Source organism: Psychromarinibacter sp. S121, assembly GCF_049801035.1.
Classification (GTDB): domain Bacteria; phylum Pseudomonadota; class Alphaproteobacteria; order Rhodobacterales; family Rhodobacteraceae; genus Psychromarinibacter.
Map to the genome: position 1 here is coordinate 80205 of NZ_JBNAGE010000005.1, position 15146 is coordinate 95350.

Below are 15146 nucleotides of genomic sequence, written 5' to 3' on the forward strand. Positions count from 1 at the left end.
CAAAACGGGCGGGCCCAATCGGAGGGCCCGCCCGGTTCCGCCAAGGCGGCGCGGGGGTTACCCGGCCGTGCGTTCGGCCTCGGCGACGTTCATCTTCACCGCGAAGAAGCTGTCCGGCGTGCAAGAGATCGAGTCGATCCCCGCATCCACCAGCACCTTCGCGAACTCGGGATAGTTCGAGGGCGCCTGTCCGCACAGCCCGACCTTCGCACCCGCGTCATGCGCCTTGGAGATCACGGTCGAGATCATCCAAGTCACCGCAGGGCTGCGCTCGTCGAACAGATCGGCAAGCTGTTCGTTGTCGCGGTCGATCCCGAGGGTCAGTTGCGTCAGGTCGTTCGACCCGATCGAGAAGCCGTCGAACCGCTTGGCGAACTCTTCGGCAAGGATCACGTTGGCCGGGATCTCGCACATCACGTAGACCTGCATCCCGTCCTTGCCGCGTTCCAGCCCCTCGGCCTTCATGACGTCCAGCACCTTGTCGGCCTCTTCCGGCGTGCGGCAGAACGGGATCATCACGATGATGTTGTCGAAGCCCAGTTCCTCGCGCGCGCGGCGGATCGCCTTGCACTCCAGCTTGAAGCCGTCGGTATAGCCCGGATCGTAGTAACGCGACGCGCCGCGCCAGCCGATCATCGGGTTGTCCTCGTGCGGCTCGAACTGGCGGCCGCCCAGAAGGTCGGCGTACTCGTTCGTCTTGAAGTCGCTCATCCGGACGATGACCGGGTGCGGGTGGCACACGGCGGCGATGCGCGACAGCCCCATCGCAAGGTGGTCGACGAAGTAATCGGACCGCTCGGCATAGCCTGCCGTCAATTGCGCGATCTCTTCCTTCGCGGCCTTGTCCTCCAGTTCGTCGTACCGCAACAGCGCCAGCGGGTGGACCTTGATCGAATTGGCGATGACGAACTCCATCCGCGCCAGACCGACGCCGTCGTTCGGCAACCGCCACCAACGGGCCGCGGACGAGGGGTTGGCCATGTTCAGCATGACCTTCGTCTTCGTCTCGGGGATCGTGGCGAGGCTGGTCGTCGTCTCTTCGAACTCGGCGATGCCCGCGTAGACATACCCCTGATCGCCCTCGGCGCAGCTGACGGTGATCTCCTGCTCGTCATGCAGGAAATGGGTCGCGGTCCCTGCCCCGACGATGGCGGGAAGCCCCAGTTCGCGGCTGACGATGGCGGCGTGGCTGGTGCGCCCGCCGTGGTCGGTGATGATCGCAGAGGCGCGCTTCGTCACCGGCAGCCAGTCGGGGTCGGTGGTGCCGGTCACAAGGATGCCGCCATCGACGAAACGGTCGGCGTCGGCGATGTCCTCGATCAGGCAGACCCTGCCGGTGGCGACCGAGGTGCCGACCGACAGGCCGGTCAGCAGCTTCTCGCCCTTGGACGTGATCGTATAGCTCTTTAGCGCGCCGGTGTCGGCGCGGGACTGCACCGTCTCGGGCCGGGCCTGCACGATGTAAAGCTTGCCGGTGACCCCGTCGCGCGCCCATTCCATGTCCATCGGCGTGCCGTAGTGCCTTTCGATCTCGACCGCCTGCCGCGCCAGTTCCAGCACCTCGGCGTCGCCCAGCACGAACCGCCCGCGCTCGTCGCGCGAGGTGGGCACGTTCCGCACCGGCTGGCCGGGCACGTCGGAATAGATCATCTTCTTTTCCTTCGCGCCGAGCGTCCGCTCGATGATCGGCGTCAGCCCCTTGCGGTCGATGAAGGGTTTGTAGACCTGGTATTCGTCCGGCGTCACCGTGCCCTGCACGATGTTCTCGCCCAGCCCCCAAACGGCGTTGATCAGCACGACGCGGTCAAAGCCGGTCTCGGTGTCGATCGAGAACATCACGCCGGATCCGCCGATGTCCGAGCGCACCATCTGCTGCACGCCGATCGACAGCGCGACCTGCGAGTGGTCGTAGCCGTGGATCATCCGGTAGGTGATCGCCCGGTCGGTGAACAGCGAGGCATAGCAGCGGCGGCAGGCGTCCAGCAATGCGCCCTCGCCCGAGACGTTCAGGAAGGTCTCTTGCTGGCCCGCGAAACTGGCGTCCGGCAGGTCTTCGGCGGTGGCGGACGAGCGCACGGCGACCGAAAGGTCGTCGGTGCCGCCCCGCCGCGACAATTCACGGTAGGCCTCGACGATGGCGGCGCGGACCGCATCGGGCCACTTGCCCGCGACGAAGGCCTTGCGGATGGTGTCGCCGGCCACCTGCAGGGTGATCCGGTTCTCCGACAGCGCCGCGACGGTGTCGGCGATGACCTCGCCCAGCCCGTTGTGTTTCACATAGGTCCGATAGGCGTCGGCGGTGGTCGCGAAGCCCGGCGGCACATCGACGCCCAGACCTCCGAGCGTCTGCACCATCTCGCCCAGCGACGAGTTCTTGCCGCCCACCAAGGCCACGTCCTCGCGCCGCAGTTCCTCGAAGAAGATGGCGTGTTGAAGTGTTTGCTGACTGTCCATGATCAATCCTCCCGATTTCTCATCGCGCGGAGTCTCTCACAAACAGCGAGGCCGGGCCTTGATCGGCGTCAATCCGAAGCGCGTTTGCGTCGGAACGGTTCAACTGGGCGGAGTTTTAGTGCGCGCAGCGGCTGACGCACTTAAGGCGACACTTTAAGTATACCACTTAGGTATTTGTTTTAAATAAATATCTTCGTGACGCGTCGCAAGGATCACGTCTTGCCGGCATCCTTGGGCGGCGCAAGAAGATAGGTGTCCATGATCCAGCCGTTCTCGTCTTTTGACGCCACCCGCTGCCGTTCGATGTCGTCGCAGACGTCGCGCAGCTTGCCAGAGATCAGGATCTCGTCCTCGGTGCCGACATAGGCCCCCCAGTGGATCTCGATATCGCCGTCGAGCGCCCGAAGCCCTGCCTGCGTGTCCAGCATCACCACGACATTGCCGCCGGTGTCTGGCATGCCCTTGGTCAGCAATCGGCCCGTGGTAACGGTCAGCGGTTCGCCGATCCGGTTCAACGCGACCTTGTGGCGCGCGGCAAGCGCAGAGACGCTGCTGATCCCCGGGATGACCTCGTAGTCCAGATCGAAGGCGTCGGTGGCGGCGATGCTTTCGAGGATGCCCATCGTCCCGTCGTACAGAGACGGGTCGCCCCAGACGAGGAAAGCCCCCGTCTCGTCCTCTCCGATCTCCTCCGCCAGAAGCCGTTCGTAGATGCGGCGGACCTCGTCGCGCCACGCTTTCACGTCCGACTTGTACACGCCCGCCTTCGACCGCTCGGGGATGTCGAATTCCACGAAGCGATAGTCGTCGCCCTCGATGTAGCGCCCGCAGATCTCCTGCCGCAGATGCAGCAGACCGGCCTTGTCGGCCCCCTTGTTGGGCAGAAAGAACACCGACGCCCGGTTCAGCGCCTTGACCGCCTGCACCGTGATGTACTCGGGATTACCGGCCCCGATCCCGATTACCAAGATGCGCCGTCTCATCGCCACTCCCCGTCCGCTCCACCGCCCGGTCATTCCCTGTCGGGGTGGAAGCGTCAAGCGGCAAGGCGGAGTTACGCGCAGGCAGCGTCAATCCCCCCCTACGCCCCGCACGCCTTCACCACGGGACTGTCGCCCCGTCGTAGTTGATGTGCATGCCGCTTTGCTCGGGCGTTGCGTTGGCGATGACCTGGCGCATCTGGCTTACGGACTCCTCGGGCAGCAACTCTCCCGCATAGTCCGACATGCGCGTCTGCACGCGGCCCGGGCGGAGGGCGAGGCAGATGCAGCCCCATGGCTTCCACTCTGCCGCCAGCGAGCGCCACAGCTGGTTCAGCGCGGCTTTCGAGGCGCGGTAAACGAACTGGCGTTTGCCGGTGTAGGTGCCGTTCGACGCCGCGAGGCTGGAGATCTCGACCAGCGTCTTCTTCTCGCCGGCCTTCAGATTCTCTTCGATCAGGGTGGCAAGCCGGAACGGCGCCCAGGTGTTGGTCAGCATCATCCGCTGCCAGTGCGCCTCGTCGATCTCTTCCGGCGCAAGCTGCTGGTCGTCGCCATAGCCCGCGTTCATGATCGCCACGTCGATGGCATGGCCCTTCAGCCGGGCGGCGACGTCGGCGACCGAGGCTTCGTTCAGCCCGTCATAGCGCAGCTCGCGGGTGCCGGGGCCAAGGTCGACGATATCCATCGGCTTGAACGGCGTGCGGTTGGCGGCAAGGACTTCCCAGCCCTCGGCGGCGTATTGGCGAGCGAATTCCAGCCCGATGCCACGGTTGGCGCCGGTGATCAGAACGGTAGGCATCACTTCATTCCTTTCGCGAGGGCGATCACCACGGGACATCCAGCCCGTCGTAGCCGATGATCCGGCCGGCATCCGCCGGCGTCAGCCCTTCGACCACGCGTTTCATTCCGGCGACGCTTTCCTCGACCGCAAGCCCCTGCCCGCCGGTCATGTCGGTCGCCACGAAGCCGGGGCGCAGCAGCACGCAGGTCAGGCCCTCGGGCTCCCACTCCAGCGTCAGCGCGCGCCAGACGGCGTTCAGCCCGGTTTTCGAGGCGCGGTAACTGTACTGGGTGCCCCAGTCGTTTGCCTCGATGGAACTCATCAGGCTCGACATCGCGGTGACGATGCGTTTTTCGCCCGCCAGCAGATTTGGCTTCAGCGCGGTGGCCAGCGCGAGCGGGCCGAAGGTGTTGGTGCCGACGACCTTGAGGAACTCGTCCTTCGTGACCTCGGCGGGCTTTGCCTCGAGGTTGATGGCGATGCCCGCGTTGGCGATCAGCACGTCGATGGGCCGCCCGTTCATTGCCTGAACCAGCGCCGCGATCGAGGCGGGGTTGGTCACTTCCAGCGGCAGAACCTCTGCCCCGGTTTCGCGCAGCGCATCTGCGGCTTCGGGGCGGCGTGCGGTGCCGATGACGTCCCAGCCGTCGGCGGCAAATTGTCGGGCGAGCTCCAGACCGATGCCCCGGTTCGCGCCCGATATAAGGATGGTGGCCATCCGGTGCCTTTCGTCCTGTTGCGTCGTTCCGCGCGGTCGTGTCTGATTCGACGGCTCCGCGACGTTGGTGTGTCATCGGTATTCCGATGTCATACCAAACGACAAGGAAAGCCGTCGAACACCGGCCTTTCACATCGCCCAAGCGCACAATCGCAAGGCAGTTTGGCACGGCTCTGGCCGGTTGTGCAGCGAAAACAGGCACAAGACCGGGATCACGCGGTGTGCAGGTGGTATGCCAAATCTTTTCAGCGCACCTTTTCGAACACACGCCCCTTTGAACGACATTAATCCGGACAAGTGAATGGCAATGGTATCCCATCTGCGCCCCGTGGACCCCGCTCCGTCGGGCGCTCCGCAGACCCTGATCGAACTCGCCCACGCCGGGGTGACATTCCGCACACGGACCGGCGAGGACCTGACGGCGGTCGAGGACTTCAACCTGCGCATTCAGGACGGCGAGATCGTGTCGCTTGTCGGCCCTTCGGGCTGCGGCAAGTCGACGGTGCTGCGGATGCTGGCCGGGCTTCAAGAGCCGACCAACGGCGACATCTGGATCGGCGGCGGCAAGCGGCGGAGCGGGTTCTCGGAGGTCGCCATCGTGTTCCAGCGCCCGACGCTGCTGCCTTGGCTGTCGGTGCTGAAGAACGTGCTGTACCCCGTCCGCGCCCTGCGCCGGACCACCGCCGCCGACCGCGCCCGCGCGCAGGAACTGCTCGAGATGGTCGGGCTGGGCGACATGGGCGGCCGGATGCCCCACGAACTGTCGGGCGGCATGCAGCAGCGCGCGTCCATCGCGCGGTCGCTGATCCTCGATCCGAAAATCCTGCTGATGGACGAACCCTTCGGCGCGCTTGATGCGCTGACCCGCGAAGACCTGCAACTGGACCTGCTCGACATTCATGCCTCTACCGGCAAGACGATATTGCTGGTCACGCATTCGATCAACGAGGCGGTGCTGTTGTCGGACCGTGTCGCGGTGATGTCCGCCCGTCCCGGCCGCCTGCAAGAGCTGATCGACATCGACATCCCGACACCCCGGACGCACCAAACCTCGGCGCATCCCGCCTTTCACGACTACACCCGCCGGATCCGCGACAACATCTTCGGACCGAACGCAAGGAGCCACGCATGAGCCCCGCCGCCCGCAAGATCGTCCTGCCGATCCTCGCCTTCGCCCTGTTCATCGGCCTGTGGGAACTGATCAGCGTGTCGCTGGAGATCCCGGTCTACCTGCTGCCCTCGCCCAGTGCGATCTGGGAGGGCGGCGCGAAACTGGGCACGACGCTGTTCACCAACACCGCCGTGACGCTGAAGACGATCCTTCTGGGCTTTGCCCTGTCCTGCGCCGTGGGCATCCCGCTGGGGGTGCTGGTGTCGGTCAACCGCCTGACGTCCGAGGCGATCTATCCGCTGATCGTGTTCCTGAACGCGATCCCGATCATCTCGATCGCGCCGATCCTCGTGGTGATCTTCGGCACGGACGAGACGACGCGGCTGATCATCGTGACGCTGACCGCCTTCTTCCCGATCATGGTGGCGACGGCGACGGGGATCATGGACACGCCGCAAGAGATGCTGGACCTGTCCCGCGTCGCGGGCGCCGGTCCGCTGACCGAGATCCTGACGATCCGCCTGCCGCACGCGGTGCCGTTCATTTTCGGCGGCCTGCGCATCGGCGTGACGGTGGCGGTGATCGGCGCTGTGGTGGCAGAGTTCGTCAACGCCAACCGGGGGCTGGGTTATCTCGTCACCTCCTCCACCGCGCAATTCGCGATCCCGACGGCGATGGCCTGCGTGGTGATGCTCGCGGTGGTATCGGTGATCCTCTACGAGGCGGTGAACTGGACCCACCGGCTGCTGTTCGGCTGGTCGCTGCGGAACGATCCGGGGAAATAGGTCGGCGCCGCTCCACAAGGAACGCCGGGCCGTGGGGGCGGCCCGGCGATGCGCGGCGGCCTTTGGCCCTGATGCCGCGCGGGTGTCTGGTCGTCCCGGCTCAGGCCGCGTCCCGGTCCAGGTCCGCCTCGGGGTTCAGCTCTTTGTCCGTCAGCGAGATCCAGTACGCCGCGCCATGACACAGCGCCTCGTCGTTGAAGTCGTAATCGGGCCGGTGATTGCTCGTCCACTTCGGGTCGTCGCCGTTGCCCATCATCACGTTGCACCCCGGCCGTTGCAGCAGCATGAAGGCAAAGTCGTCTGCTGCGTTGATCGGCGGATTGTCGGGGTCGACGTTCTCTGCCCCCACCAGCGCCGAGGCGGCGGCAACGGCCTTGTCACGTTCGGCCAGCGTGTTCACCAGCGCCGGATAGCCCCGCTGATAGTCGATGGTGGCCGTGCAGCCCGACATCGCCGCCGCGCCCTCGGCCACATCTTTAAGCCGCTTCTCGATCGTGTCCTGCACCGCCGGATCGTGGATGCGCGAGGTGCCATGGATGCGGATGTCCGAGGGGATCACGTTGTTCGCCGTACCCGCCTCGATCATGCCGATCGACAGCACCGCCGAATCCTGCGCCGAGACATTGCGAGAGATGATCCCGTGAATGCCAAGGATGGTGTGCGCCAGCGGCACGGTCGGGTCGGTCCCCTTTTCGGGCGAGCCGCCATGCCCGCCGGTGCCGTGCAGACCGATCACCCAGTGATCCACGGCGGCCAGTTGCGGCCCTACGCGGGTGACGAACTTGCCCACCGGGATGCCCGGCTTGTTGTGCAGCGAATAGACGGCGTCGCAGGGGAAGCGCTCGAACAGGCCGTCGTCGATCATTGCCTGCGCCCCGGCGCCGCCCTCTTCGGCGGGCTGGAAGATACAGTGCACCGTGCCCCCGAAATCCGGGTTCTCGGCAAGGTAGCGGGCGGCGTAAAGCAGCATCACCGTGTGCCCGTCATGGCCGCAGCCGTGCATCTTGCCCGGTATGGTCGAGGCATGGGCGAAGCTATTGCCCTCTGTCATGTTCAGCGCGTCCATGTCGCCCCGAAACCCGATGGACCGGTTCCCCGGGCGCTTGCCACGGATCGAGGCGACGACCCCGGTGACACCCAGTCCCGCCTCGAACGGGATTCCCCACTCGGTCAGCTTGTCCTGCACCAGTTGCGAGGTGCGGAATTCCTCGTAGCTGGTCTCGGGGTGCATGTGGATGTCATGGCGCAGGGCCGTCATCTCGGCCTCCTGACTGCGCAGGGTTTTCATCACCTTGTCCAAATCCATACCGTTCTCCTTTCGGGACTGTCGCGGGTGCACGTTTTTTGTGCCGTTCGACCGGAACGCACCGCGCCGGGGCGCCTTTCAGTGGACGATACACCATCGGTACTCTACTGGTATGCCAATGCCACACAAGACCCGGCGACGCGAAATCCGACAACAGGAGAAATGAATTGATGAGACTTCCCACGACGATCGCTTTGTGCGGCCTCGCGATTGGTGCGTCGGCCCAGACGGCCGCTGCCGCCGACCAGGTCGACTTTCAGCTCGACTGGACTCCGGGTGGCATTTCGGCGGCCTATTACCTTGGCGTCGAGAAGGGCTGCTTCACGGATCAGGACATCGACGTCACCATCTCGCGCGGCTACGGCGCGGCGGACGCGGTGACCAAGGTCGCGACCGGCGTCGCGGATTTCTCCGTCACCGACCTTGGCGTGATCATCGGCACGATTGCCGAAAGCGGCGCGCCGGTGAAGGCGATCATGCCCATCGTGGCGCAGTCGCCGATGGCCATCGCCGTCATGGCCGACAGCGAGATCACCGAGTTGAAAGACCTCGAAGGCCACTCCATCGCCTCGTCCGTGGGCAACGCCGCGATGGAATTCCTGCCGCTGGGCATGGACGCCGTCGGCGGCGATATGTCCAAGGTCGAGATCATCACCGCCGAAAGCTCGGCCCTGACCGGCCTGCTGCTGCAAAAGCGGGTCGACGCGCTGGCCAGCTACATCACCTCGGTCAAGCGGATTGAGGCCATCGCAGCCCAGTCGGGGCTGGAGGTGCGCGGCATCCACTATGGCGACGCGCTGGACATCTACAACGCGTCGATCTTCACCTCTGACGCGATGATCGCCGAAAACCCGGACCTTGTGAAACGGTTCATGGCAGCCGTCGAATGCACCTACGACGCCGCCCGCGCCGACCCGGCGGCGGCGGTCGACGCCATCGTCGCGGGCGTCGAGGGAATGCAGCGCGAGACACAGACCGACATGGTGCCCTTCTCGTTCGGCTTCGCCTTCGACAACCCGGTGTTCGAGGCCAACGGATATGCCTTCGACATCGAACGCGTCGCGCATAACATCGCGATGGTCGACAAGGTCACGCCGCTGTCGCGCGACCTGACCCCCGAGGACGTGGTCTACGTCCCCGCCGAGTAAGCCCCCCGCCGGCGGCGCGCGGTTTTCCCGTTCGTGCGCCGCTGGCCCTGACGATACGGAGTTTCCATGCCGCTCATCACTGCCCGGTCCAACGGTGTCTTCACCATCTCGGCCACCCCCTTCGCCGAGGACGGATCGCTTGACCTCGACAGCACCGACCGCCTTACCGACTTCTACGTGCAGGAGGGCGCAAGCGGGCTGACGATCCTTGGCATGATGGGCGAAGCGCCCAAGCTGACCCAGCCCGAGGCGCGGGCCTTCGTGGAACGGGTGATCGCCCGCGTGCCGGACCTGCCCGTCGTGGTCGGCGTGTCCGCCTCGGGCCTTGCCGCGATCTCGGAACTGACCAAGGCCGCGATGGACGCGGGCGCCGCCGGCGTCATGGTCGCGCCGCCGCCATCGCTGACCACCAACGAGACGATCGAGGCGTATTACGCCAATGTCGTCGATGCCATCGGAACCGACGTTCCGCTGGTTTTGCAGGACTTTCCGCTGTCGACCACCGTCCCGATCTCGACCGCCACCCTTGGCCGCATTTTCGAGGCGCATCCGTCCATCGTGATGCTCAAGCACGAGGACTGGCCGGGGCTTGCGAAGATCTCGGCGCTGCGCAAGGCCGAGGCCGAAGGACGCCGCCGCACCGCCATTCTGTGCGGCAATGGCGGCATGTTCCTGCCCGAGGAAATGGCCCGTGGCGCCGACGGCGCGATGACCGGCTTCTGCTTCCCGCGCATGATGGCCGAGGTCTGCAAGCTGATGACCGCGGGCAAGACCGAACACGCGCGCGATATCTTCGACGCCTACCTGCCGCTGGTGCGGTATGAACAACAGCCGGGCGTCGGGCTGGCGGTGCGCAAGTACGTCTTCCACTCGCGCGGGGTCATCGCCTCGTCGAAGATCCGCGCGCCCGGCGCGCCGCTCGCCCCCGCCGCGGTGGCAGAGGTCGAGACTCTCATCAAGCGTCAGGAAGCACGGCTCGCCGAACTTTGCGGCTGACCACGGATCAGGCCCGGCTGGAATAGCCTTCAAGCTCGCGGTCGGGCATCCGCAGGCAGGCCGCCAGCGCCACCGCCATCATCAGGATCGCCGGCACCACCAGCGTCCAGGCCGGCCAGCCCGCCCCGCCGTCGCCATCAAGCCCCCCATCAAGCCCCGAGGCCACGGCGGCAAGCCCGGCGGCGGACGCGCCGACGGTCGCGCCCATCGCCCGCATGAAGCCCATCACCCCCAGCGCCGCGCCCATGTTCTCGGGCCGCGCCGCGTTCTGCACCGCCAGAAGGAAGATCGGGTACATGATGCCGACACCGATCCCCAGCGAGAACGACCCGACCTCGACCATCGCAAAGCTTCCGCCCGCGCCGATGACGACGGCCAGCAAAACGCCTCCGACGACCGCGATGCTTGCCCCCGCCAGCATGATCGGGCGATAGCGCGGGTCGCGCAGCAGCAGGCGCGGCGGCAGATACGGGCCCAGCATCACGCCGCTGAGGAAACCAAGGATCGCCACCCCCGCCTCGGTCGCCGTCATCCCGAAGGCCGAACGCCAGTACAGCGGCAGGTAGATCGCCAGTCCGATGTTGGTCCCCTGCGCACAGAACAGCGCGACCGCGTTCAGAAGGATCGTCCGCTCGGTCAGCACGTGAACCGGCACCAGCGGGTCGGCGGCGCGGGTCATGCGATAGCCGAAGCCGACCCAGAACACTGCCGCTGCGGCAAGGAAGCCCAACGCCATGGCCGCATTCGCCGCCGTGCCGGTCGCGTTGTCCAGCGCGAGGATTGTCGCGAAGGTCGCCAGCGACAGAAGTCCCGCACCCAGAACGTCGATTTTCCGCGTCCGCCGCGCCGCGCCGGTGCGGTCCGCCGTCAGGATCATCACGGCGACCAGCGCGCCCAGCGGCAGGTTCAGCCAGAAAACCGCGCTCCAGTGCAGGTTGTCGGCAAGGATGCCGCCCGCGACCGGCCCGAAGACAGAGGACACCGCATAGATGGTCGAGATCCCGGCGGCGAACAGCGCCCGCTTGCGCATCGGCACGAGGTCGGCGACGACCACGAAGGGCAACGCGATCAGCCCCCCTGCCCCCGCGCCCTGCAACGCCCGCGCGGCGACCAGCCGCGCAAGGTCGCGCGCCAGTGCCGCGGCGACCGACCCGATGACGAATAGCCCCACCGCGATCAGCAGCGCGCGGCGGCGTCCGTGGATGTCGGCGAAGGCGCCAAGGATCGGCGCCGTCGCGGTCGCGGCCATCAGATAGCCCGTGGCGACCCAGGGCAGCAGACGCCCGCCGCCCAGTTCGGCGGCGATGTCTCCCATCACCGGGCCGATGATCGTCTGTTCCAGCGCGGCAAGGAACAACGCCAGCAACGCCGCGACAAGCATCAGGCGGCGGCGCTGGGGAAGCTCCGTTGATAGGTCGTCCGTCAAGGCGTCTGGTATCCGGTCAGGTTCTGCGGCCGAGGATATAGTCGATGATCGCGTCGCGCACGTGGTCAAGATGCGCACCCATCAGGTCGCGCGACCGCTCGGGGTCATCGCCCGCCACGGCGCGGATCAGCGCAAGGTGCTCTTCGGCGCCGGGCTTGCGGCGATGCGAGATGCGCGCGGTGTTGAACAGGTGCGTCCGGCGGCGCAGGTCGCGGATCGCGGCCACGATCATCGGATTGCCCGCCGCTTCTGCGATGGTGTTGTGAACAAGGTCGTCGACGTCCCAGTGCTCCGAGGTGCTGACCTCGGCCGCGTCGCGCAGCGCGATGATCGCCGCCTCGACCTTCAGCAGCGTCTCGGGCGTGATGCGCCCGGTGGCGCGGCCCGAAACCTCGACCTCGAGGATGCGGCGCATGTCCAGAAGGCTGACGTAGCTTTCGACGCTGAGTTCGGCCACGACCAGCATGCGACCCTGCCGGCGCGACACAAGCTGTTCCGCCTCCAGCCGTCCCAGCGCCTCGCGGACCGGGGTGCGCGAAATGCCCAGCACCTCGGCCAGCCGCCGCTCTTGCAGGACCTGCCCCGGCTTCAGTTCGCCCGACAACATCCGGTCGAGAATGCGCCCGTAGGCGAAGTCGGCAAGGCTGACGCCCGCCTCTTCCACCGGCAGTTCACGGACTGCGCTTGCGTTCAGATCCTCCATTCGTCGTCCTTCCTTTCCCGGCCAGCGGCCCTTGCCGCTCAAAAAAGCGGCAGGTGCCCACAAGAACCAAATTCGTACTCGCACCGCGCCTTGACGCCTCGCGTACCATCGGTATGCCATTGGAGCACCTAATGGAAGATGTTTCGCGCGCGAAACGCTGCGCGCCCACTTCCCCGCTTCCCACCGGCCGCCCGAACCCGCGGCCTTCCAACGACCGGAGCCTTCACATGGCCATCACGCCCTGGCGCGCAACCTGTATCCAAGTCGACAGCAAGCTCGCCTTCCCCGCCGAGACCAAAGAGGCCGCCTGGGCCGTCATCAACGGCAATATCGACGTCGCCCTCGCCGCCATCGAGGCCGCCTGCGACAGCGACACGCCGCCGAAACTGGTGGTTCTGCCCGAGTTCGTCTTTCAGGGCCCGCAACGCAGCCTGCCCGCAAGCGTCTGGATCGAACGCGCCTGCACCACGATCCCGGGCGCGATCACCGACCGTCTGGCCGAGGTCGCGATCAAGCGCGGCATCTATATTGCCGGCAACCATTTCGAGGTCGATCCGAAGTGGCCCGACCGCTATTTCAACTCGTCCTTCCTGCTGGACCCGAAAGGCGAAGTGATCCTGCGCTACCGCCGGATCAACACCGGCAGCTGGACGTCGCCGCACGATATCCTTGACGAGTACCGCGAGGCCTACGGCGAAGAAGGCATCTTCCCGGTGGTCGACACCGAACTCGGCCGTCTGGCGATCTTCCCCTGCGGCGAGGTCTCGGTGCCCGAGATCACCCGCTCGTTCATGCTGCGCGGCGCCGAGGTCATCCTGCACCCCGACAACGCGCCGGTCAGCACGCTGGCGGATTGCGCCAAACGCTGCCGCGCGGCAGAGAACATGGTCTACCTGATCTCGTGCAACCTGTCGGGCACCGCGGGCTTCTCGGATACGCTGACCGGCGGGCACTCGATGATCGTCGATTATCGCGGCGACCTGATCGCCTTCGAGGAAAGCGACAAGGCGTCGAATGCCTGTTCCGCGATGATCGACGTCGAGGCGCTTCAGGCGGCGCGGCACGACACCGGGATGGCGAACGGCCTGATGCGGTCGCGGTTCGAGATGTACCGCGACTATTACGGCAGCGCCGATTTCTACCCGGCGAACGGTCTGGCCGAGGCCGCCGTCGAGACCAACGACGATTTCGCAGCGGTACATCAGAAGGCGCTGGCCAACATGTCGGCCGCCGGCGTCCTGCGCGACTGACCGCGCTGTTCAAACCCATTTCGCGGGCGCCCGCCACGGCGCGGCGCCCGCGACGCCGGCCACTCGGACGGCCCCAACTCCCCCACTACATTCTGAACGGAACAGCCGCGCGGCGGGAATGCTGCATGGCAGCATCGGGTGCGACGAGATCCGCGAATACGGCTGGACCGACCGCCGGCTTCACCGCAAGATCGGCCGATAGTTCAAATCCCGCGGCTGTCCAGTTCAGCCGCACCCGCGCAGCCCCGATTCCTTTCCCGCTGCGAGCGATTTTAGACATTGGCCGTCTGGCAACGCCGAAATTTAAGGCAAAACGCGCATCGCCCCCGTCCCTGCGCGCACCGGTCCCGGTTTCCTTTGTGACGTGTTTATCGCTGGCATACCATGTGAATGCCAACTCAACACCGATGAGAAACCGCCTGCATCCGGGCGCCAACGAGAGGCCAGCCAAATGAAACACTTTCTGCTCCGCACACTTTCCGGCGTCGCTCTTGCCGGGGGGCTGGGCCTGACGCCCGCCTTCGCTCAAGACCTTACAGATGTCAGCCTGCGCCTTGCATGGGTGACCGGCGGGGTTGACGCCCCGTTCTTCGTCGCCAAGGAAAGCGGCTATTTCGCCGAGGAAGGTCTCGACGTCGAGATCGTCGACGGCAACGGCTCGACCGGCACGATCCAAGCGGTCGGCAACGGCGACTTCGACATCGGCATCGCCGGCCTCGGCGCGCTGGCGCAGGCCCAGAAAGCGGCCGGTGCCGATACCATCATCGCCGTCGCGGGCCTGATCCAGAAAGACCCGACCTCGATCATCTCGCTGGAAGGCTCGGGCATCGCCTCGCCGAAGGATATCGAGGGCAAGCGCCTTGGCACCGACGCGGGCAACTTCGAGGACGGCATGATCAAGGCCTTCGCCGAAGCGAACGGCATCGACCTGGAGAAGGTCGAAGTGATCATCATCAACGGCGGCAACGACCGGGTCGCGCTGCTGAAAGGCGACGTCGACTTCATCAACGGCTGGGCCAACCCGGACGGCGACAAGGTCGCCGCGATGCACCCGATCGAACCGCCGCTGTTGTTCGCCGACTACGGCGTGAACATCCTTGGCTCGTCGGTCATCGTACGGAAGGACTTCCTTGCCGAGAACCCCGACGTGGTCTCGGGCTTCCTGGAAGCGATCATCAAGGCGAAAGCCGATGTCGAGGCCGACCCGGAAGCCGCCCGTGACGCGATCATGGCGAACCGCCCGGACTCGGACCCCGAAGCGATCCTCGAGCAGATCATCGTGATGAAGAAGTACGAGCACACCGCCGCGACCGAAGACATGCCCTATGGCACCGTCGCGCTGGAAGACATCGAGCTGACCATCGACCTGCTTGAAAAGTACTCGGGCATGGAGCCGGGCCTGACCCCGGGCGACATCTACACCGACGCCTATCTCCCCGCGGCGATGAACTGATCGGTTCATCTCCGAACTCGAACCGTGGGGTG

At 65.9% G+C, this 15146-nt stretch carries 13 protein-coding genes; 6 read left to right on the forward strand and 7 right to left on the reverse strand.

What is annotated here, in order from left to right; genetic code table 11:
* Positions 1–57 precede the first annotated feature (57 nt).
* The 4 genes from ppsA to ACP156_RS21025 all read right to left on the reverse strand — a co-directional run bounded on the left by ppsA (position 58) and on the right by ACP156_RS21025 (position 4936).
* Positions 58–2454 carry a phosphoenolpyruvate synthase gene (gene ppsA / locus ACP156_RS21010; RefSeq protein WP_425053349.1) on the reverse strand — a complete coding sequence of 799 codons (2397 nt, stop codon included), beginning with the start codon at positions 2452–2454 and terminating at the stop codon, positions 58–60.
* Positions 2455–2666: 212 nt separating this feature from the next.
* Positions 2667–3437 carry a precorrin-6A synthase (deacetylating) gene (gene cobF / locus ACP156_RS21015; RefSeq protein ID WP_425053350.1) on the reverse strand — a complete coding sequence of 257 codons (771 nt, stop codon included), beginning with the start codon at positions 3435–3437 and terminating at the stop codon, positions 2667–2669.
* 115 nt (positions 3438–3552) lie between these two features.
* Positions 3553–4236 carry an SDR family oxidoreductase gene (locus ACP156_RS21020; protein WP_425053351.1) on the reverse strand — a complete coding sequence of 228 codons (684 nt, stop codon included), beginning with the start codon at positions 4234–4236 and terminating at the stop codon, positions 3553–3555.
* A 25-nt stretch (positions 4237–4261) separates the two neighbouring features.
* Positions 4262–4936: an SDR family oxidoreductase gene (locus ACP156_RS21025; RefSeq protein WP_425053352.1), complete on the reverse strand. Its 675-nt coding sequence runs from the start codon at positions 4934–4936 to the stop codon at positions 4262–4264.
* Positions 4937–5237: 301 nt separating this feature from the next.
* On the opposite strand from ACP156_RS21025, the gene ACP156_RS21030 reads away from it, so the two are divergent.
* Positions 5238–6068 (forward strand): ABC transporter ATP-binding protein, encoded by an 831-nt coding sequence (locus ACP156_RS21030; RefSeq protein WP_425053353.1) that lies wholly within the window; start codon positions 5238–5240, stop codon positions 6066–6068.
* Positions 6065–6832 carry an ABC transporter permease gene (locus ACP156_RS21035; RefSeq protein ID WP_425053355.1) on the forward strand — a complete coding sequence of 256 codons (768 nt, stop codon included), beginning with the start codon at positions 6065–6067 and terminating at the stop codon, positions 6830–6832. Before ACP156_RS21030 ends, ACP156_RS21035 begins: the two co-directional genes overlap by 4 nt.
* Before the next feature lie 100 nt (positions 6833–6932).
* Here the strand turns inward: ACP156_RS21035 and ACP156_RS21040 are convergent, their stop codons facing one another.
* Entirely contained in the window at positions 6933–8138 is a 1206-nt protein-coding gene (locus ACP156_RS21040) for a M20 aminoacylase family protein (protein WP_425053356.1), read from the reverse strand.
* 170 nt (positions 8139–8308) lie between these two features.
* On the opposite strand from ACP156_RS21040, the gene ACP156_RS21045 reads away from it, so the two are divergent.
* Both ACP156_RS21045 and ACP156_RS21050 read left to right on the forward strand, forming a co-directional pair.
* Positions 8309–9286 (forward strand): ABC transporter substrate-binding protein, encoded by a 978-nt coding sequence (locus tag ACP156_RS21045; protein ID WP_425053357.1) that lies wholly within the window; start codon positions 8309–8311, stop codon positions 9284–9286.
* Positions 9287–9352: 66 nt separating this feature from the next.
* Entirely contained in the window at positions 9353–10282 is a 930-nt protein-coding gene (locus tag ACP156_RS21050) for a dihydrodipicolinate synthase family protein (protein WP_425053358.1), read from the forward strand.
* Positions 10283–10289: 7 nt separating this feature from the next.
* Here ACP156_RS21050 and ACP156_RS21055 read toward each other — a convergent pair whose 3' ends face one another.
* Positions 10290–11708 (reverse strand): MFS transporter, encoded by a 1419-nt coding sequence (locus ACP156_RS21055; protein ID WP_425053359.1) that lies wholly within the window; start codon positions 11706–11708, stop codon positions 10290–10292.
* A gap of 16 nt (positions 11709–11724) precedes the next feature.
* Positions 11725–12411, reverse strand: a complete 687-nt coding sequence (locus ACP156_RS21060; RefSeq protein ID WP_425053360.1) for a GntR family transcriptional regulator — start codon at positions 12409–12411, stop codon at positions 11725–11727.
* A 227-nt stretch (positions 12412–12638) separates the two neighbouring features.
* Between ACP156_RS21060 and ACP156_RS21065 the strand changes: the two genes are divergently transcribed.
* Together ACP156_RS21065 and ACP156_RS21070 are read left to right on the forward strand one after the other, a co-directional pair.
* Positions 12639–13661 (forward strand): nitrilase-related carbon-nitrogen hydrolase, encoded by a 1023-nt coding sequence (locus ACP156_RS21065; RefSeq protein WP_425053361.1) that lies wholly within the window; start codon positions 12639–12641, stop codon positions 13659–13661.
* Between the two features lie 451 nt (positions 13662–14112).
* Entirely contained in the window at positions 14113–15114 is a 1002-nt protein-coding gene (locus ACP156_RS21070; RefSeq protein WP_425053362.1) for an ABC transporter substrate-binding protein, read from the forward strand.
* Positions 15115–15146 lie beyond the last annotated feature (32 nt).